Source organism: Sphingopyxis flava (assembly GCF_900168005.1).
In the GTDB taxonomy this organism is placed as follows: Bacteria; Pseudomonadota; Alphaproteobacteria; order Sphingomonadales; family Sphingomonadaceae; genus Sphingopyxis; species Sphingopyxis flava.
Genome location: NZ_FUYP01000001.1, coordinates 23,584 through 40,643, shown reverse-complemented (window position 1 = coordinate 40,643; position 17,060 = coordinate 23,584). Strand labels below are relative to the sequence as shown.

Here is a 17,060-nt window from a genome sequence, read left to right as displayed (position 1 = left end):
AAGCGCGGCGCCATGACTGCTGAGTCGCAACAGGCGGTGGCAGGAGCGGACAGCGCCGCAACCGCCGCCGACACGGGCCAAGCCGGCCATGCCCATCACGGAGATGGCAAGCTCAAGCTTGCGGTCGGCGCGATTGGCGTGGTGTTTGGCGACATCGGCACCAGCCCGCTTTACGCCTTTCGCGAAACCTTCGCCGGGCACCATTCGATCGATGCCGACCGTGTGCACATTTATGGCGTGCTCAGCCTCGTTTTCTGGTCGATGATGCTCGTCGTCACCTTCAAATATGTGCTGACGATCATGAAGGCGGACAATAAGGGCGAAGGCGGGAGCCTCGCGCTGCTCGCGCTCATTAGCCGGCAATCGGAGGGAAAGCGCTGGACCTGGCCCATCGTCCTGCTCGGGGTGTTTGCAACCGCGCTTTTCTACGGCGACAGCATGATCACCCCCGCGATGTCGGTTCTGTCGGCAACCGAGGGACTCAGTTATGTCAACAGCGGATTCCAGCCCTATATCGTACCGATCGCGCTGGCGATCCTGATCGGCATCTTTGCGATTCAATCGCACGGGACGGCAAAGGTGGGCGCTTTGTTCGGGCCGATCATGCTCTGCTACTTTTTGATGCTCGCGGTGCTCGGCCTCATGCATATTATCGAGCATCCGACGATCATCTTGGCGACGATCAACCCGGTCAACGCGCTGCGCTTCTTCTATCTCGACGGCTTTACGGCCTTCATTGCGCTCGGCGCCGTGGTGCTCGCGGTGACGGGGGCCGAGGCGCTCTATACCGATATGGGGCATTTCGGGCGCGCGCCGATCGGCCTGTCGTGGCTGTGCTTCGTGCTGCCCGCGCTCATGTTCAACTATATGGGGCAGGGCGCGATGGTGCTCGAGGCCGAAATGGGCGCACGGCTCGGTATCATTCAGGACCCATTTTTCCTGATGATGCCCGATAGCTGGCGGATTCCGGTGGTGCTGCTTGCCCTGCTCGCGACGATCATCGCGAGCCAAGCGGTGATTTCGGGTGCCTTCTCGCTCACCCAGCAGGCGATCCAGCTGGGCTTTATGCCGCGGCTGCGCGTCGAGCACACGAGCGCCTCGGCGCAGGGACAGGTCTACATCCCGCTCGTCAATTGGGGGCTGATGGTGATGGTGATCCTGCTCGTCCTCTTCTTCGGATCATCGAGCAATCTTGCAGCCGCTTACGGCATTGCGGTGACGGGGGCGATGTTCATCGACACCTGTCTGATGAGCGTGGTGCTCTTCGCCCTTTGGAAATGGCCGGCGTGGAAGGCAGTTCCGCTGCTCGCGCTCTTCTTCGTCGTAGATATCGCCTATTTTGGCGCAAACCTGATTAAGGTCCCCGACGGGGGCTGGGTTCCGCTTGCGATCGGTCTGACCATCTTCACCCTGCTCACGACCTGGTCGCGCGGGCGCAAGCTCATGCAGCAGCAGATGGCCGAAGGTGCGATGCCGATCCCGATATTCGTCAAGTCGGCCGCGAACAGCGCGACGCGGGTCCCCGGGACTGCCGTGTTCATGACATCAAGCGCGGACGGCGTGCCCCACGCGCTGCTTCATAATCTCAAGCACAACAAGGTGCTGCACGAGCGCATCATCCTTTTGACGATCAAGATCGCGGACGTCCCCTTCGTACGCGAAGCCGACCATTGCGCGCTTGAGGATCTCGGGCAGGGCTTTCATCGGCTGATCCTGAAATATGGCTTCATGCAGCCGGTCGACGTGCCCGCGGCGCTGAGCCGCGTCGGGGGATGCGGCGGCGCTTTCAAGATGCTCGAGACGAGCTTCTTCCTGTCGCGCCAGACCTTGATCGCGGCAAAATCGCCCGGGATGCCGATCTGGCGCGAAAAGCTGTTCGCCTGGATGCTGCGAAACTCGCAAAGCGCGATGGAATATTTCCGTCTGCCCACCAATCGCGTCGTTGAACTGGGCAGCCAGCTCGCGATCTGAAGCCTCGAGGTCAGGGCGCGCCTAACCGATATATTTGTCCTGCAGCTCGCGATAGGCGTCGCGATATTGCGCCGCGAGGTCGGCGATGAACTCGGCCGCGGGGCGGACCCCCGAGATCGCCCCGATTCCCTGGCCTGATCCCCAGATATCCTTCCACGCCTTGGCCTTGGTGTTGCCGCCGGAGCCGAAATTCATCGTCTTGAGGTCGCCTTCGGGGAGATTGTCCGGGTCCATCCCGGCGGCAAGGATCGACCGGCGAAGATAATTGCCGTGAACACCGGTGAAGAGGTTTGAATAGACGATGTCGCCCGCACGGCCGGCGACAATACCCTCCTTATATCCCTCGTCGGCATTGGCCTCCGCGGTCGCGATGAAAGCGCTGCCGATATAGGCGAGATCGGCGCCGCACGCCTGCGCCGCCAGGATCGAGCGGCCGTGCGCAATCGCGCCCGAGAGCGCCACGGGGCCGTCGAACCAGCTGCGAATTTCCTGCACCAGCGCAAAGGGAGACTGGGTGCCCGCGTGGCCGCCCGCGCCGGCGGCGACCGGGATCAGCCCGTCGGCGCCCTTTTCGACCGCCTTGCGCGCAAAACGGTCGTCGATAACGTCGTGCAGCGTGATGCCCCCCCAATTGTGCACAGCCTGGTTGAGTTCCTCGCGGGCGCCGAGCGAGGTGATGGTGATCGGCACCTTCCATTTCTCGCAGGTTGCAATGTCTGCCTCGAGCCGGTCATTCGACCGGTGGACGATCTGGTTGACCGCGAAGGGCGCCGAGAGCCGGTCGGGATTGTCGCGATCCCACGCGGCGAGTTCTTCGGTAATGCGGTGAAGCCACTCGTCGAGGAGCGATTGCGGCCTTGCATTGAGGGCGGGGAAGCTGCCGACGATCCCGGCCTTGCACTGGGCGATGACGAGATCGGGCCCCGAGACGATGAAGAGCGGCGAGCCGATGACAGGGAGACGCAGGCGATCGAAGATCGGGGGAAGGGCCATGAATCACTCTCCGGTTGCAGTTTAGGGATGACCTTAACGTAAACGGAAGGTGTGGCAAGGGGCGGGATATGGGCGCGGGTTCACGCGCCAGCTGGCCGCTTCAGTTCGACGATATTGTCTTCCGGATCGCGGATGTAGATCGATGGGCCTTCCCCCTCGGCGCCATAACGGTAGCCCGCCTGCTCGACCGCGACGCCATGGCGCGCAAGGTGCGCGCGGATCGCCGCTTCGTCGAAGCCCTCAACTGAAAGGGCAAAATGATCCAGATTGCGACCCTCGGCGCCCGGCGCTGCCCCGCCCATGGCCCCGAGCTTGCCGGTCACAGGGATGAGGTCAATGAGGGCAGCGCCCGCGCGAAGCTGATAGAGGCCGATGCCCGTCTGCTCGCGTTCCTCGGTGCAACCGAGGATCTCCTTGTAGAAGCGGCGCATCCGCTCAAGATCCGCCACGCGCAGCACAATATGATCAAGTCCGCGCAGCTTGAAGGGCGGCATCGTCATGGAAAGACTGAGCTCCTCATCTTGAACCGATCCCCGGGGCGGCCGGGTCCTTCCAGTCGACGCGGTAGAGATCGAAGCGCCGATCGCGCAGGTTCTGAACCGCGCCGCTCTGGCGGCTGGTGAGGAGATCCGCGAGGCTCAAATCGGCAATCGCGATCGTCTCGGTGTTCGCCGCAGTGTCGGCGGCGACGCCGTCACGTGCAAAGGCGAAATCCGAAGGGGTCAGTATCGCGCTTTCGGCATAGTGAATGTCCATATTCTCAACGTTCGGCAAATTGCCGACGACGCCCGAGGTGATGACATAGCATTGGTTCTCGACGGCGCGCGCGTGACAGCAATATCGCACGCGAAGATAGCCGCGCCGTTCGTCGGTGCAGAAAGGGACGAACAGCATCATCGCGCCCTGGTTGACGAGGTGACGCGCAAGTTCGGGAAACTCGCTGTCGTAGCATATCATCACCCCGATCGGCCCGCAGTCGGTATTGATCGCATCGGCGCCATAACCGCCCTTGATATTCCACCAGCGGCGTTCGGAAGGGGTCGGGTGCAGCTTCTCCTGGCGGTGCACCGAGCCGTCGCGCAGGAAGACATAGGCGATGTTGCGGATGTCGCCGCCCTCGACGCGCGTCGGGTGCGAGCCGCCAACGATGTTGATATTATAGCCGACCGCAAGCTTCTCCATGAAGGCAAGATAGCGGTCGGTATAGTCGGCGATCTTCAATATGGCCTTTTCGGGCGGGAGCTTGTTCTTGTCGATCGATAGCAGCTCGAGCGTGTAGAGCTCAGGAAAGACGACGAAATCGGCGGCGTAATCGGCAGCAACGTCAACGAAATATTCGACCTGTTCCTCGAACTGTTCGATGCGGTCGATTCCGCGCATCTGAAACTGCACGGTTGCAACGCGCACCGAAGCGGGGAGACGGTCGGGCGCCGAGCCGCGATGGCGCGCATTCGCCTTCTCGCGCGGCGGGGCGAGAGGGTTCTCCCACAGCATCAGTACCGCATGACCGCCGCTTTCGCGGTCGCTCGGCAGATAGTCGTGGAGAATGCCCTTGACCTGATAGCCCTGATTGACCTGGAAATTGATCACCGGGTCGCGAAGCTGCTTGTCGAGCACCGCGGCGAGATAGGCTTCGGGTTCGGGAAATTGGCGGCGGCGGCGTGCATAGCCTGGCATACGGCCGCCAAAAGCGATGCCCTGGAGTTCCAGCGACTGGCACAATTCCTGCCTCTTGCGGTAGAAGCGCTGGCCGATGCGCAGCCGCCGATACTCAGGATCGACGCACACCTCCATGCCATAAAGGATGTCGCCATCGGGATCGTGGGGGGTGGCAAAGCCGCCTCCGCTGATCGCGGCCCAGCGATGATCCGCGAGCGCGGCCGCCTCGGGGACGATCAGCGTCGCGCAGAATCCGACGATCTGGCCTTCATATTCTGCGACAAACTGGCCTTCGGGAAAATTGTTGATCTGGCCGCGGATCTGCGCTGCCGAATAGCCCTCCGCGCGGCCGTAGACCTTCGCTGACAGGCGGGCGATCGCGGCGGCATCGCGGGTTTCGGAGTTTCTGATGACGAGCTTTGGCCGGGTGGAATCCATCGGTTCGATATAGGACGCACAGCGGTGCTGTCCAATCGACGTTCCTGCAAAACGAGGGAATGGGAAAAAATTCGCGATCGCCTGTCGATTTCGCGATCGCTCCTTCGTCGTCTAGAAAGGAGGCCCTGCCGGCCTCTGCGATGAAGGAGATGACCGATGCGTGTAATGGTTTTTGTAAAAGCGACCGAGGAAAGCGAACAGGGCATAACGCCTTCGCCCGAAGTTGAGCAGATGTTCCTCGACATGGGCAAGTTCAATGAGGAACTCGTGAACGCCGGGATCATGGTCGCAGGCGACGGCCTCAAGCCCTCATCCTTTGGCAAGCGCGTTGCGTTCGACGGGCCGGGCCGCACCGTAATCGATGGTCCTTTTGCCGAGACGCGCGAACTCGTTGCCGGCTTCTGGCTCTGGGAAGTCAAGGACATGGACGAGGCCGTCGAATGGGTGAAGCGCTGCCCCAACCCGATGCCTGGCCCGAGCGAAATTGAAATCCGCCCCCTCTACGAGATGGAGGATTTGGCCGATCTCATTCCGCCCGAAGCCGCTGCGATCCATGACGGGGTCGGCGAAAAGCTCGCGAAGCGCTGATGCCTTGTCCTACCCGCCATGCGCCCCTAACGCGGGCGCATGGCAGCTGACCCGACCCACAGGGCGATCGAGGCGGTCTTCCGGATCGAGCGCGCGCGGCTGATCGCTGGGCTTGCGCGAATGACGCGCGATGTCGGCCGCGCCGAGGAACTGGCGCAGGAGGCTTTGCTCGCTGCTCTCACAGACTGGCCGAGATCGGGTGTTCCAGGCCGGCCGGGCGCGTGGCTGATGGCGGCGGGTAAGCGCCGCGCGATCGACGGGTTGCGCCGCGCGGCGATGCAGGAGCGCAAACACGCCGAGATTGCCCGCGAACGGGAGGATGAGCGCTGCTTGAGCATTGAGATGATCGAGGCGGGGATCGACGATGACCTGGGCGACGAACTGCTCGGCCTGATTTTCGCCGCATGCCATCCGGTGCTTACGCCCGAGGCGCGCGCCGCGCTGACGCTGCGCCTCGTGGGAGGGCTGTCGGTCGAGGAGATCGCGCGCGCCTTTCTGTCGAGCGAGGCGGCGATCGCGGCGCGGATTACCCGCGCCAAGAAAGCGATCGCCAAGGCACGCGTTGCGTTCGAGGTCCCGCGTGGGCAGGCGCTCGCACCGCGCCTCGCCTCGGTGCTCGAGGTGCTCTACCTTATCTTCAACGAAGGCTATGCAGCGACGAGCGGGCACGATCTGGTACGCCCGCCGCTCTGCGCCGAGGCGCAGCGCCTCGGGCGTATTCTCGCGGGGTTGATGCCCGCCGAGCCCGAGGTGCTGGGGCTGCTCGCGCTCATGGAGATTCAGGCATCGCGTCTTCCTGCGCGCGTCGGAGCGGGCGGCGCGCTGGTGCCGCTGCCCGAACAGGATCGCTCGCGCTGGGATCAACTCCTGATCCAGCGCGGGCTAACGGCGCTTGCCCGTGCCGAAGCTCTGGGCGGCGGAGATGGTCCCTATGCACTGCAGGCGGCGCTTGGCGCGTGTCACGCCCGCGCGCGGCGCGCCGAGAATACCGACTGGCGCCGCATCGCCGCCCTTTACGATCGGTTGGGAACGGTAAATCCCTCACCGGTGGTCGAGCTCAACCGCGCAGTGGCGCACAGCATGGCGTTCGGCCCCGAGGCGGGGCTCGCGCTCGTCGATGCGATCGCCGATGAGGCGATGCTGCGCAGCTATGCCCCGCTTCCCGCGGCGCGCGGCGATTTCCTGCTCCGCGCCGGGCGAAATGCCGAGGCAAAGGTCGCTTTCGAGGCGGCCGCGGCGCTCGCAGGCAATGCCCGCGAGCGCGATTTCCTGCTCGCTCGCGCGGCGTCGTGCGTGAAGAACCGGGGCTGACCCCTTCGGTCCATCCTGTCCGCAACACAGTCCGTCCGTGAGGCCGTGGCAGGCGCGCGGCACGCGGTTCATCAGCGGCCGGGTTCCTATTGGAGTCGCCCCATGACCAGAGTCTTTGGCCTTGCCCTCTCCCTTTGCGCCGCGATTCTCGCTGCCGGTCCCGCGCAGGCCGTCCAAAAGAGCAGCGCGGTTGCGGCAAGTGAGCTCACCCCCGGCACCAAAGTCTATGACGTGGACGGAAAAGAGGTTGGCACCGTCGCCAAGGTGTCGGGCGACAAGATCGCGGTAGCGATCGAGGGAAATGGCCTCATCGTCCCGCGCGCCGCCTTCGTCCGGACGGACAAGGGGCCGGCGCTCAAAGCGACCAAAGCCAAGATCTTTGCGGTGCTCCATGAGGCCGAACGCGACGCTGCCGCAGTCGATGCGGCGCTCAAGGTCGGGGCCGAGGTCCACAGCGCGGATGGCGCTGCGGTGCTCGGCAAGATCAAGGCGATCACGCCGCAAGGGGCGGTGATGACGACCGGCGAGGGCGATATCACGATGCCGCGCGCCGCCTTCTTCCTCGCAAAATCGGGGCTCGCGGTGAAGGTGACCGCGGCGCAGTTCGCCGAAGGGGTCAAGAAGGCGCGCCAGTCGTCGGGTGGCTGACCCGCCCCTTTCGTTTGGGTCAGCTGAGCGCCCTTCCCATGAGTCAGGTGGAGTCACCTGAGGACCTGGAAAACACGCTAAAACAAGACTCTAGAGTGCCGGTTTTGATTCAATCAAAACCGAACGCACTCGAGGGGCGCGAGGGGCGTCGAGATCTGCAGGGACCTTGAGGCGATGCGTCGGCATGGCGCCGATCGCTATCCAAGGAGACTGCATCTGCCGAGGGCGCTTAATTCTTCGCCGCCGCGATCAGCTGTTCCTTTTCGGCGCGCAGCTTTTCTGCGTAGAGCAGCTTGTCGGCCATTCCTTGCCACGCTGCGGCAGCGCGCAGGTTGCGCTCGCGCACCTGGACGAGCGACGAGGCCGCGGCCTCTTCGCTGCATTTTTCTGCTTGGGCGAGATAGAATTCAATGGTGGCCGACACGGGGACAGGCTCCTTTAGCTATGCAAGGTCAATCGACCATGTCGGCGATCAGGCGCCGAAGCTCGCGGCGCGACAAAGTGGTCGGGCGGCGGCGCAGGCTATCCGGCATCGCCTTTCCGGCCATCGGAAGTGCGCGAAGAGCGGGGTAAATGGGATTCTGAAATGTCATCATTTTTATCTTAATTTTACCAGTATTTCAATTTATTGGGTGTCAGCGCCGCTGGCGCTTTCCGTTGACCGGGGCACTGCCGCGCTCGCGATAGACGAGGCGGCCCTTGCTAAGGTCATAGGGCGTCATCTCGACGCGAACGGCGTCGCCGACGACCGACCGGATGCGAAATCGTCGCATCCGGCCGGCGGTATAGGCGATGATGCGGTGACCATTTTCGAGCACGACGCCAAAACGGGCGTCGGGCAGAATTTCGTCGATCACACCATCGAAGGTGAGGGCTTCCTCTTTGGCCAATAATCAGGCCTGTTCGAGGTTGATCGCCGACACCTTGCCGTTGCGGCCAGTTTCGAGCTCGTAGGAGATGCGCTGATCCTTGTTCAGCACTTGCATCCCTGCCGCCTGTACGGCGGTGATATGGACGAAGCTGTCGCCCGAGCCATCTTCATTTTCAATGAAGCCATAGCCCTTGTCCGTATTGAAGAATTTGACGGTGCCGATCGGCATGGGTGTTTCCTTTCACGAAACAAGATACCCGCCGGCAAAAGCACCGGCGGAGCTGGTAGCGTGAGAAGGCAAGAATCCACCCGAAAGGGGTATCAAAATTCCGTCGCAGGCGACGATAGCCCCCGCCATATGGGGGCTTTCGTGCGGAAAGTCAAGGAAGTGTCCCGGGTTCAGTACATATGAGACTGCTGGAGATTTCCGCAGCTGATGGACTTTGAGGTACTCGGCGGGGGCTTTCACGTCGAGAGCATCGTGCGGCCTGACGTGGTTGAAGCGGTGCGCGACTGCGCCGCCACCTCCTGAGGTGGCAGCGCAGTTACAAAACGGTCTATGCCCCGTTGGCGGCGCTCAGGATTGCGCGCACGCTGGCGGTCGCGACATCGGTATCGAGCCCGCAGCCGAAGAGGCTCTTTCCGTCGGCCGTGCGACACTCGACATAGGCAGCTGCCTGCACGTTGCTGCCTTGGCCGATTGCGTGCTCGGAGTAATCGACGATGTCCATCACCGGGCCGCCCGACTCCGCGAGCGCGGCAACGACGCTCGACATGAGGCCGTTGCCGCGGCCGCTGACGCTGCGTTCGGCGCCGTCGATGGTGAGCTTGCCCGCGAAGATGCGGTCGGTGCCGCTATGCGTTTCGGCCCAGTCGACGAGCTGGAAGCGCTTGGCCTCGCTCGCAAGATAATGGCTCTCGAACGCTTGCCAAATGTCTTCGGCGCCAAGTTCGCGGCTCGTCGCGTCGGCGACGGCCTGAACAACATGGCTGAAGCTCGCCTGCATCCGCTTGGGCAGCTTCAGCCCCTTGTCCTGCTCGAGAACCCAGGCGACGCCGCCCTTGCCCGACTGGCTGTTGACGCGAATGACCGCTTCATAGCTGCGCCCGAGGTCGGCGGGGTCGATCGGGAGATAGGGAACCTCCCACCGCTCGTCATTCTGGCGTTCGCGCGCGGCAAAGCCCTTCTTGATCGCGTCCTGATGGCTGCCCGAAAAGGCCGTGTAGACGAGCTCACCTCCATAGGGGTGGCGGGGATGGACGGGCAACTGGTTGCAATATTCAACCGTCGCGATGACTTCGTCGATGTCGGAAAAGTCAAGCTCAGGGTCGACGCCCTGCGTGTACATGTTGAGCGCGATGGTCACGAGACAGGTATTGCCCGTGCGCTCGCCGTTGCCGAACAGGCAGCCTTCGACGCGGTCGCCGCCGGCAAGCAGGCCAAGCTCTGCCGCCGCAACGCCGGTGCCGCGGTCGTTGTGCGTGTGGAGCGAAATGATCGCACGATCACGGTTCGGCAAATGCTTGCAGAAATATTCGATCTGGTCAGCGTAGATATTCGGCGTCGCCGCCTCGACCGTCGCGGGGAGATTGAGGATGATCGGCTTCTCGGCGGTGGGCTGGAGAATTTCCATCACCGCGGCGCAGCATTCGATGCTGAAATCGAGCTCGGCGGTCGAGAAGGTTTCGGGGCTATATTCGAACCGCCAGTCGGTGCCGGGCAGGCGCGCGGCATTGTCGCGCAACTGTTTCGCGCCGTCGATTGCGATCTGCTTGATCTCGGGCATTTCCATACCGAAAACAATGCGGCGCCACGCCGGGCTCACGGCGTTGTAGAGGTGGACGATCGCGGTTTTTGCGCCTTCGAGACTGTCAAAGCTCGTGCGGATGAGGTCGGCGCGGGCCTGTGTCAGCACCTGCGGTGTGACATCGTCGGGAATGCGGCCCGAGCGGACAAGGTTCTGGATATAGTCGAAGTCGGTGGCACCGGAGGCAGGAAAGCCGACCTCAATCTCCTTCAGCCCGCATTTCACGAGCAGGTCGAAGAAGCGCGTCTTCTTCTCGGCATCCATAGGGTCGATGAGCGCCTGGTTGCCATCGCGCAGGTCGGTCGAGAGCCAGATCGGCGCCTTGCTAATCGTTCGCGAGGGCCAATGGCGGTTTTCCAGCGGAACCTGCGGGAAGGGGCGATATTTGGTCGATGGGTCGCGGAGCATGGTCATGAATCGGGTGTCTTCTGCGTTTTGAGTGGGATGCGGTCTCGATCAGGCCCTTGGGCGTACGGCCCGCCGCCAGTCGCGCAGGCCAAAGGTCACGCCCAAGGGCGTGTAAGTCGCAGAAGAAGAAGGCCGCGCATGTGCATGGCCGCCCTAGTGATGCAAAATGTCGCGATTTGCAAGGGAAAAGGCGGGAGGATTGGATCGGCGCTTCAAAGCGCCCTGGATCTGCAGCTCGCGCAGATCCAGGGCTGGAATAAGGCGGCGGCTACTTCTTCTCGAACGCGGCGGTAATCTCGAGTTTTACCTCGTCGCCGACGAGCGGAACGCCAAAGCCGAGACCAAAATCGCTGCGCTTTATCGCGGCTTCAGCCTCGAAGCCGATCGTCTCAACATTGCCCATGGGCGAGGGGCCGGCGCCGGTGAAGTCGACGTCGAGCGTGACCGGCTTCGTCACGCCGTTAAGGGTGAGGTTGCCGGTGACCTTGGCCTCGTCGCCATCCTCGTCAACGACCACCGAGGTAGAAACGAAACGCGCCGGTTGGGGGTTGGCACCGAAGAAATCGGGCTTGGCACCGCTCTCGGCCGGCGCGCGCAGGAGGTGATCCTTGAGCCCCGCGCTCGCGACAGTGACGCTGGCAATGGGGATGGTGATGTCGAGCTTCGCTTCGGCCGGCGCCTTGGGGTCGATCGTCAGCGTGCCGGTCACGTCGCCGAAAATTCCGAAATAATCATTGAAGCCCAGATGATTGAGCCGCCAGCCGACGAGTGTGTGGTGCGGGTCGGCCTGATAGGTTCCGCCGGTGACGCGCGCGGCGTCTTTCGCACCGGGGGCGGTGGTGGGCATCTGCGCGAGCAGTGGAACGGCAAGCAGAAGCGGCAGAGCGAGAAGGGGGACGGCAATACGCATGGCGAGGCTCCTGATTTTCCTGAAGATCGCAAAGGCTATGCGATGGCGCAGCGCGGCGTCAATCGTCCGCAACATCGGCGGCGCGCTTCATCGCGCGGCGTTCTGCCTGCCATTCGCGCAGCGCCGCCGCCGAGCAGCCTGAAAACCCGTAACTGCCAACGGGAGAGCAGCTGTCCGGACGCGTCATGCGCGCGATATTCTCATATCCCTCGACTGCCGAGGTCCAGCTCCCCCCGCCAACCGGCGCGTCGTCCTTCAGTTCCTCACGCAATTCCTTGGGTACGCGGTAGCGATCCGATTCGGGCCGCTGCGCGCAAACGACGATTTCGTCGCCCTCGGCCTCGGGGCAGGGTTCATCGCCATAAGTGTAGAGGATCGAGGTTCTCTGCGGTGGCTGCCCGGTCTGCGCGAGGCTTTCTTGCCTCTCGGCGAGCGCCGGCGACACAAGCGCCGTGGCGGCGACAAGCGACAGGAGAAAATGGGCATAGCTCGTCAAGTCGCATTCCTTCGCGTCCCCTGGCGCCCGGTCTATGGGCTGCAGATGAACCTCAGCCGAACTGTGACCTTTTACCGTCAGATTTCCAGCGACGCTGCAATCGCCGTCCAGACCTCTGCGAGGTCGTCAGGGGTGATGCCATAGGGCGGCATCACATAGATGGTGTTGCCGAGCGGGCGGAGCAACACCCCGCGGTCGCGGTAGAAGGCGATGAGGCGCGGGGCGAGGCCCGAGAGATAGCCCGCGTCGGACTGGTCGACGTCGAGTGCTGCGATGGTGCCGAGGCGGCGGGGGCTCGAGACGCGCGGTGCGTGCGCCAGCATAGCGAGATGCGCGCGCTGCGCCTGGGCGAGCCCGTCGATCCGCTCCTCAACCGGCTCATCGCGCCATATTTCGAGATTGGCGTTGGCCGCGGCGCAGGCGATCGGGTTCGCGGTGTAGCTTGAAGAATGATAGAAGGCGCGTGCACGGTCGGTCGACCAGTGCGAGGCGAAGATCGGCTCTATGCACAAGGTTACTGCGAGCGGGATCGCGCCGCCGGTGAGCCCTTTCGAAAGACAGAGGATGTCGGGGATGACCCCCGCCTGATCGCACGCAAAGCGGGTTCCCGTCCGGCCCCAGCCGGTCATCACCTCGTCGGCGATGAAAAGCACGCCGTGCGCCGCGCAGATGCTGCGCATTTCAGCGAGTACCCAGGCGGGATAGATCAGCATGCCGCCGGCCCCGAGGATCAGGGGCTCGACGATGAGGGCTGCGGGCTTTTGAGTGCAGGCGACCTCAAGCGCGTCGAGCGCAAGCTGCTCCATCCCCTCGTGCGGGAAGGGGATGGTGCCGACGTCGAAAAGGAGGGGATCGTAAGGCTTGTTGAATACCCCGCGCGCGCCAACCGACATCGCGCCGATCGTGTCGCCGTGATAGCTGTGTTCGAGGACGAGAATGCGCTGGCGCGGCTCTCCGCGGTTGGCGAAATGGCCGAGCGCCATCTTGAGTGCGACCTCGACGCTGGTCGAGCCTGAGTCGGAAAAGAATACGCGGGTGAGCGGGCCGGGCGTGATGCGAATGAGCTCGGCGGCAAGCGTTTCGGCGGGTTCGTGGGTCCAGCCGGCGAAAATGAGCTGGTCGAGCTTTTCCGTCTGGGCGCGGATCGCGGCCATGATGCGCGGATGCGCGTGACCGTGCGTTGTGACCCACCAAGAGGATATCGCGTCGATCCATCTGTTGCCGTCTGCGTCGTAGAGGCGCGCGCCCTCGGCGCGGGCTATCAGCGGGATCGGCTCTTCAAGGCCGTGCTGGGTGAAGGGATGCCAGATGGGGGAGGAGGACGCATGGGTCATTCTTTGGCCCTACACCGGCGCGCCGCGAGCGCAAATGCTTCAGGGCTTGCCGTCAGGGGTAATCTGCAAGGACGAAATGCTCGGTGAATGCAGCGCCCAGCGTCTCTGACGTCAAAAGGTCGAGCCGCGGGAGACGGCCGAGGCGCTTGGCGCCCGAAAATGCCGCAACGATCGCTTCGCTATCCTCGTGCGGCTCGCCGATGAAGGCGATGCCGTGGATGGGCACGCCGCGCGATTTCAGCGCCTCGATGGTGAGCAGGCTGTGGTTGATGGTGCCGAGCGCGGTGCGCGCGCAGACGATGACAGGGATCTGCCAGCGCGCAAAAAGGTCGGCATAAAGGAGATTGCGCGTCACAGGGACGAGCGCGCCGCCCGCGCCCTCGACCAGGAGATCGCCGGCGGGCGGCGTGAGTCCCTCCGGGTCGATGGCAATGCCATCGCGTTCGGCTGCGAGGTGCGGCGAGGCTGGGGTGCGAAGGCGATAGGCTTCGGGATGGACCCGAACCCCCGCGAGGCGGGCGACGGTCTCGCTGTCGGTTTCCTCATCCAGCCCCGACTGGATCGGTTTCCAATAGGCGAGGCCAAGCGCGCCTGCGAGCGCGGCGCTGAAGATGGTCTTGCCGACGCCGGTATCGGTGCCGGTTACGACGTAGCGGCGGGTCATGCCGCCGTCATCGCTGCCGCGAGCGCATCGACCATCGCGTCGATCTCGGGCTCGTCGACGTTGAGGGTGAGAGCGATGCGAAGCCGCGCGGTGCCGTGGGGGACGGTGGGCGGGCGGATGCCGCGGACATCGAATCCCGCGGCCTGAAGCGCGGCGGCGATCTGCATGGTGCGGGCATTGTCGCCGATGAGGATGGGAATGATCTGGGTTCCGCTCGCCGCGATGCCGAGCGGTGCAAGGCGCGTCTCGGCGCGGCGGACGAGCGCCTGGAGCCGTGCTGCACGCTCGGGCTCGTTGGCGACGATCTCGAGCGCGTTGCGCACGAGCCACGCAACGAGCGGCGAGGGCGCGGTCGAAAAGATGAAGGGACGCCCGCGGTTGACCACAAAATCGCGGACGATCGCGGGGCCGCACAGCAGCGCTCCCTCGCACCCCAGCGCCTTGCCGCATGTGTGAAGAGTGATGATATTTTCACGGTCCGCAAGCTCGTGCGCGAGCCCTTGGCCAGCCGGCCCGTAAACCCCGGTGGCGTGCGCCTCGTCGATGATGAGGACCGCATCGTGGCGGTCGGCGACTGCGGCTAGGTCGGCGAGCGGTGCCCTGTCGCCGTCCATCGAATAGAGGCTTTCAACGGCGATCCACGGTGTGCCGGTGCCACCCCCGCGGCGCCAGCGCGCGATGATGTCGTCGAACGCCTGAGCATCATTGTGGCGCGCGTCGACGCGCCCGGCGCGGCCAAGCTTCATGCCGTCGTGGGCGCTGGCATGGATGAGTTCGTCGTGGACAATGAGGTCGCCGCGCTGGGGCAGCGTTGCAAAGAGCGCGGCATTAGCGGCAAAGCCGGTCGAGAAGAAGAGCGCGGCCTCGCTGCCATAATGGCGCGCGGCATGGGCCTCGAGCGCCTCATGCTCTGGATGATTGCCACGCAGGAGGCGCGAGCCCCCCGACCCTGCGGGAATGCCGCGCTCAAGCCCCGCGGCGAGCGCTTCGCTCAGGGCATAGGAGCCGGCCAGCGCAAGATAGTCGTTCGAGGCGAAATCGACGCCCTTGCGCGGGCTCAGGCTGCGGCGCCGGTCTTCGGCCGCGAGCGCTGCAAGGTTTGCGCGGTGGGCGCGGAAGGGGAAGTTGCTGCTCGACACTCGCACGCTCCCTTGAAGAAAGCAGGCTCAACGAACGGTTTGCTCCGGGCTTGCCGGAGACCGTTCCAAGAGCGAACGGTGACTCGGCAGGCCCGGCACAAACGGCAAAAAGGCTGGTTTGGCCGCTGAGCGTCAGAACGCGGGATAGCGCCCGATCCAACCCCTCCCCGGAAGAAGGGGACTTAAAGCGTCAGTTGACCGCCTTGTCTACCAACTTGTTCTTCGCGATCCACGGCATCATCGCCCGCAGCTCAGCGCCCGTCTTTTCGATCGGGTGCGCCGCGGCGGCCTTGCGGCTTGCCTTGAGTTCGGGCTGGCCGGCCTGGTTGTCGAGGACGAAGTCCTTGACGAAGCGGCCCGAAGTGATGTCGGCAAGAACGCGCTTCATCTCGGCCTTCGTCTCGTCGGTGATGATGCGCGGGCCGGTCTTGATGTCGCCATATTCGGCGGTGTTCGAGATCGAGTAGCGCATGTTCGCAATCCCGCCTTCATAGAGAAGATCGACGATCAGCTTGGTTTCGTGGAGGCATTCGAAATAGGCCATCTCGGGCGCGTAGCCCGCCTCGACCAGCGTCTCGAAGCCTGCCTGGATGAGGTGGGTGATGCCGCCGCAGAGCACCGCCTGTTCGCCAAAAAGATCGGTTTCGCACTCTTCCTTAAAGCTCGTCTCGATAATGCCGCTGCGCCCGCCGCCCACGGCGGATGCGTAGGAGAGGGCGATTGCCTTGGCATTCCCCGTCCTGTCCTGATCGACCGCGATCAGGCAGGGGACGCCGCCGCCCTTCTGATATTCGCTGCGCACCGTGTGGCCGGGGCCCTTGGGTGCGACCATGAAGACGTCGATGTCGGTGCGGGGTTCAATGAGGCCGAAGTGGACGTTCAGGCCGTGCGCGAATGCAAGCGCTGCACCGGCCTTCATATTGTCCGCAAGGTCCTCGGCGTAGATTTTCGCCTGATGCTCGTCGGGGGCGGCGATCATGATGACGTCGGCCCAGGCGGCCGCTTCCTTGTTCGACATGACCTGGAAGCCTGCACCCTCGGCTTTCTTCGCGGTCGCCGAGCCGGGGCGAAGGGCGATTGCAACCTCCTTCACCCCGCTATCGCGAAGGTTCTGGGCATGGGCATGGCCCTGGCTGCCGTAACCGAGGATGGCGACCTTCTTGCCCTTGATCAGATCCTGGTCGGCGTCGCGATCATAATAAACCTGCATCTCATTCTTCCCTATTGGCGTCGCCCCAAAGCTTGGGGCCGATAGCGTGGTTGAAATTGCGAGCGATCCCGGCCGTCGCCGGATTATCGATAAACTCTAAAGCGCCTCCGCGCCGCGGGCGATGGCGACGACGCCGGTGCGCCCCACCTCGACCAGCCCGCATTCACGCATCAGCGCAATGAAGCGGTCGACCTTTTCGCTGTTGCCCGTGATCTCGAAAATGAAGCTGTTGATCGTCGTGTCGACGACCTTGGCGCGAAACACATCGGCAAGCCGCAATGCCTCGATCCGCTTGTCGCCCGTACCCGCGACCTTCACGAGCGCGATCTCGCGCTCGACATGCGCGCCCTGATCCGTGAGGTCGGTGACCTTGTGGACGGGGACGAGGCGGTCGAGCTGTGCGATGATCTGGTCGATGATCGGCGGCGGGCCCGAGGTGACGATCGTGATGCGCGACAGCGCATGGTCGGCGGTGATGTCCGCCACCGTCAGGCTTTCGATATTATAGCCGCGCGCGGTGAACAGCCCGGTGATCTTGGCGAGCACCCCGGCCTCGTTGTCGACGGTGACGGCGAGCACGTGGCGCTCGCCCGTTTCGGTTGTGATTTTCAT

18 protein-coding genes and 1 pseudogene are annotated in these 17,060 nt (G+C 63.8%); 4 read left to right on the top strand and 15 right to left on the bottom strand.

The features are described from left to right. Positions 1-12 precede the first annotated feature (12 nt). Positions 13-1,971 carry a potassium transporter Kup gene (locus tag B5X69_RS00220; RefSeq protein ID WP_079636607.1) on the top strand — a complete coding sequence of 653 codons (1,959 nt, stop codon included), beginning with the start codon at positions 13-15 and terminating at the stop codon, positions 1,969-1,971. Positions 1,972-1,992: 21 nt separating this feature from the next. Here the strand turns inward: B5X69_RS00220 and B5X69_RS00215 are convergent, their stop codons facing one another. The 3 genes from B5X69_RS00215 to B5X69_RS00205 all read right to left on the bottom strand — a co-directional run bounded on the left by B5X69_RS00215 (position 1,993) and on the right by B5X69_RS00205 (position 5,061). Then, complete coding sequence (locus tag B5X69_RS00215) at positions 1,993-2,964, bottom strand: NAD(P)H-dependent flavin oxidoreductase (protein ID WP_079636606.1); 972 nt, start codon at positions 2,962-2,964, stop codon at positions 1,993-1,995. 80 nt (positions 2,965-3,044) lie between these two features. Then, positions 3,045-3,464, bottom strand: coding sequence for a VOC family protein (locus tag B5X69_RS00210; protein ID WP_139375602.1), 420 nt, complete (start codon positions 3,462-3,464; stop codon positions 3,045-3,047). A 16-nt stretch (positions 3,465-3,480) separates the two neighbouring features. Then, positions 3,481-5,061, bottom strand: coding sequence for a bifunctional GNAT family N-acetyltransferase/carbon-nitrogen hydrolase family protein (locus tag B5X69_RS00205; RefSeq protein ID WP_079636605.1), 1,581 nt, complete (start codon positions 5,059-5,061; stop codon positions 3,481-3,483). 156 nt (positions 5,062-5,217) lie between these two features. Between B5X69_RS00205 and B5X69_RS00200 the strand changes: the two are divergent. The 3 genes and pseudogenes from B5X69_RS00200 to B5X69_RS00190 form a co-directional block, all read left to right on the top strand. After that, positions 5,218-5,580, top strand: a pseudogene (locus B5X69_RS00200) (YciI family protein); the annotation flags it as partial. Between the two features lie 108 nt (positions 5,581-5,688). Then, the gene (locus B5X69_RS00195; RefSeq protein WP_079636603.1) at positions 5,689-6,960 is read left to right on the top strand and encodes an RNA polymerase sigma factor; all 1,272 of its coding nucleotides are present in this window, start codon (positions 5,689-5,691) and stop codon (positions 6,958-6,960) included. A 102-nt stretch (positions 6,961-7,062) separates the two neighbouring features. Next, the gene (locus tag B5X69_RS00190) at positions 7,063-7,608 is read left to right on the top strand and encodes a hypothetical protein (RefSeq protein ID WP_079636602.1); all 546 of its coding nucleotides are present in this window, start codon (positions 7,063-7,065) and stop codon (positions 7,606-7,608) included. Positions 7,609-7,837: 229 nt separating this feature from the next. Here B5X69_RS00190 and B5X69_RS00185 read toward each other — a convergent pair whose 3' ends face one another. The 12 genes from B5X69_RS00185 to ilvN form a co-directional block, all read right to left on the bottom strand. Continuing rightward, entirely contained in the window at positions 7,838-8,032 is a 195-nt protein-coding gene (locus tag B5X69_RS00185) for a hypothetical protein (protein ID WP_053553702.1), read from the bottom strand. Positions 8,033-8,060: 28 nt separating this feature from the next. Continuing rightward, entirely contained in the window at positions 8,061-8,201 is a 141-nt protein-coding gene (locus tag B5X69_RS21250) for a hypothetical protein (protein ID WP_176141459.1), read from the bottom strand. A 42-nt stretch (positions 8,202-8,243) separates the two neighbouring features. Next, a complete protein-coding gene (infA, locus tag B5X69_RS00180; RefSeq protein ID WP_079636601.1) occupies positions 8,244-8,498 on the bottom strand; it encodes a translation initiation factor IF-1 in 255 nt (84 codons plus the stop codon). A gap of 3 nt (positions 8,499-8,501) precedes the next feature. Beyond that, positions 8,502-8,708, bottom strand: coding sequence for a cold-shock protein (locus B5X69_RS00175; RefSeq protein WP_079636600.1), 207 nt, complete (start codon positions 8,706-8,708; stop codon positions 8,502-8,504). A 328-nt stretch (positions 8,709-9,036) separates the two neighbouring features. Next, on the bottom strand, positions 9,037-10,701 hold the full coding sequence (gene leuA, locus B5X69_RS00170) for a 2-isopropylmalate synthase (RefSeq protein WP_079636599.1): 1,665 nt from the start codon (positions 10,699-10,701) through the stop codon (positions 9,037-9,039). A 262-nt stretch (positions 10,702-10,963) separates the two neighbouring features. Beyond that, a complete protein-coding gene (locus tag B5X69_RS00165; RefSeq protein WP_079636915.1) occupies positions 10,964-11,605 on the bottom strand; it encodes a YceI family protein in 642 nt (213 codons plus the stop codon). Positions 11,606-11,663: 58 nt separating this feature from the next. Continuing rightward, positions 11,664-12,101 (bottom strand): hypothetical protein, encoded by a 438-nt coding sequence (locus B5X69_RS00160; RefSeq protein WP_079636598.1) that lies wholly within the window; start codon positions 12,099-12,101, stop codon positions 11,664-11,666. A gap of 77 nt (positions 12,102-12,178) precedes the next feature. Next, a complete protein-coding gene (locus B5X69_RS00155; protein ID WP_079636597.1) occupies positions 12,179-13,435 on the bottom strand; it encodes an adenosylmethionine--8-amino-7-oxononanoate transaminase in 1,257 nt (418 codons plus the stop codon). Positions 13,436-13,487: 52 nt separating this feature from the next. Then, positions 13,488-14,099: a dethiobiotin synthase gene (gene bioD / locus B5X69_RS00150; protein ID WP_079636596.1), complete on the bottom strand. Its 612-nt coding sequence runs from the start codon at positions 14,097-14,099 to the stop codon at positions 13,488-13,490. Next, complete coding sequence (locus tag B5X69_RS00145; protein ID WP_176141458.1) at positions 14,096-15,238, bottom strand: 8-amino-7-oxononanoate synthase; 1,143 nt, start codon at positions 15,236-15,238, stop codon at positions 14,096-14,098. The genes bioD and B5X69_RS00145 overlap by 4 nt, the downstream gene beginning before the upstream one ends. Positions 15,239-15,428: 190 nt before the next feature. After that, the gene (gene ilvC / locus B5X69_RS00140) at positions 15,429-16,448 is read right to left on the bottom strand and encodes a ketol-acid reductoisomerase (protein WP_079636594.1); all 1,020 of its coding nucleotides are present in this window, start codon (positions 16,446-16,448) and stop codon (positions 15,429-15,431) included. Positions 16,449-16,544: 96 nt separating this feature from the next. Further along, positions 16,545-17,060, bottom strand: a complete 516-nt coding sequence (gene ilvN / locus B5X69_RS00135) for an acetolactate synthase small subunit (RefSeq protein ID WP_053553711.1) — start codon at positions 17,058-17,060, stop codon at positions 16,545-16,547.

Bases quoted from the DNA above. Each gene is read 5' to 3' on its own strand.
- bioD (WP_079636596.1), bottom strand. From the start codon at position 14,099: ATGACCCGCCGCTACGTCGTAACCGGCACCGATACCGGCGTCGGCAAG.
- B5X69_RS00220 (WP_079636607.1), top strand. From the start codon at position 13: ATGACTGCTGAGTCGCAACAGGCGGTGGCAGGAGCGGACAGCGCCGCA.
- B5X69_RS00175 (WP_079636600.1), bottom strand. From the start codon at position 8,708: ATGCCGATCGGCACCGTCAAATTCTTCAATACGGACAAGGGCTATGGC.
- leuA (WP_079636599.1), bottom strand. From the start codon at position 10,701: ATGACCATGCTCCGCGACCCATCGACCAAATATCGCCCCTTCCCGCAG.
- B5X69_RS00195 (WP_079636603.1), top strand. From the start codon at position 5,689: ATGGCAGCTGACCCGACCCACAGGGCGATCGAGGCGGTCTTCCGGATC.
- B5X69_RS00190 (WP_079636602.1), top strand. From the start codon at position 7,063: ATGACCAGAGTCTTTGGCCTTGCCCTCTCCCTTTGCGCCGCGATTCTC.
- B5X69_RS00205 (WP_079636605.1), bottom strand. From the start codon at position 5,061: ATGGATTCCACCCGGCCAAAGCTCGTCATCAGAAACTCCGAAACCCGC.
- B5X69_RS00215 (WP_079636606.1), bottom strand. From the start codon at position 2,964: ATGGCCCTTCCCCCGATCTTCGATCGCCTGCGTCTCCCTGTCATCGGC.
- B5X69_RS21250 (WP_176141459.1), bottom strand. From the start codon at position 8,201: ATGACATTTCAGAATCCCATTTACCCCGCTCTTCGCGCACTTCCGATG.
- B5X69_RS00165 (WP_079636915.1), bottom strand. From the start codon at position 11,605: ATGCGTATTGCCGTCCCCCTTCTCGCTCTGCCGCTTCTGCTTGCCGTT.
- B5X69_RS00210 (WP_139375602.1), bottom strand. From the start codon at position 3,464: ATGACGATGCCGCCCTTCAAGCTGCGCGGACTTGATCATATTGTGCTG.
- B5X69_RS00155 (WP_079636597.1), bottom strand. From the start codon at position 13,435: ATGACCCATGCGTCCTCCTCCCCCATCTGGCATCCCTTCACCCAGCAC.
- ilvC (WP_079636594.1), bottom strand. From the start codon at position 16,448: ATGCAGGTTTATTATGATCGCGACGCCGACCAGGATCTGATCAAGGGC.
- ilvN (WP_053553711.1), bottom strand. From the start codon at position 17,060: ATGAAAATCACAACCGAAACGGGCGAGCGCCACGTGCTCGCCGTCACC.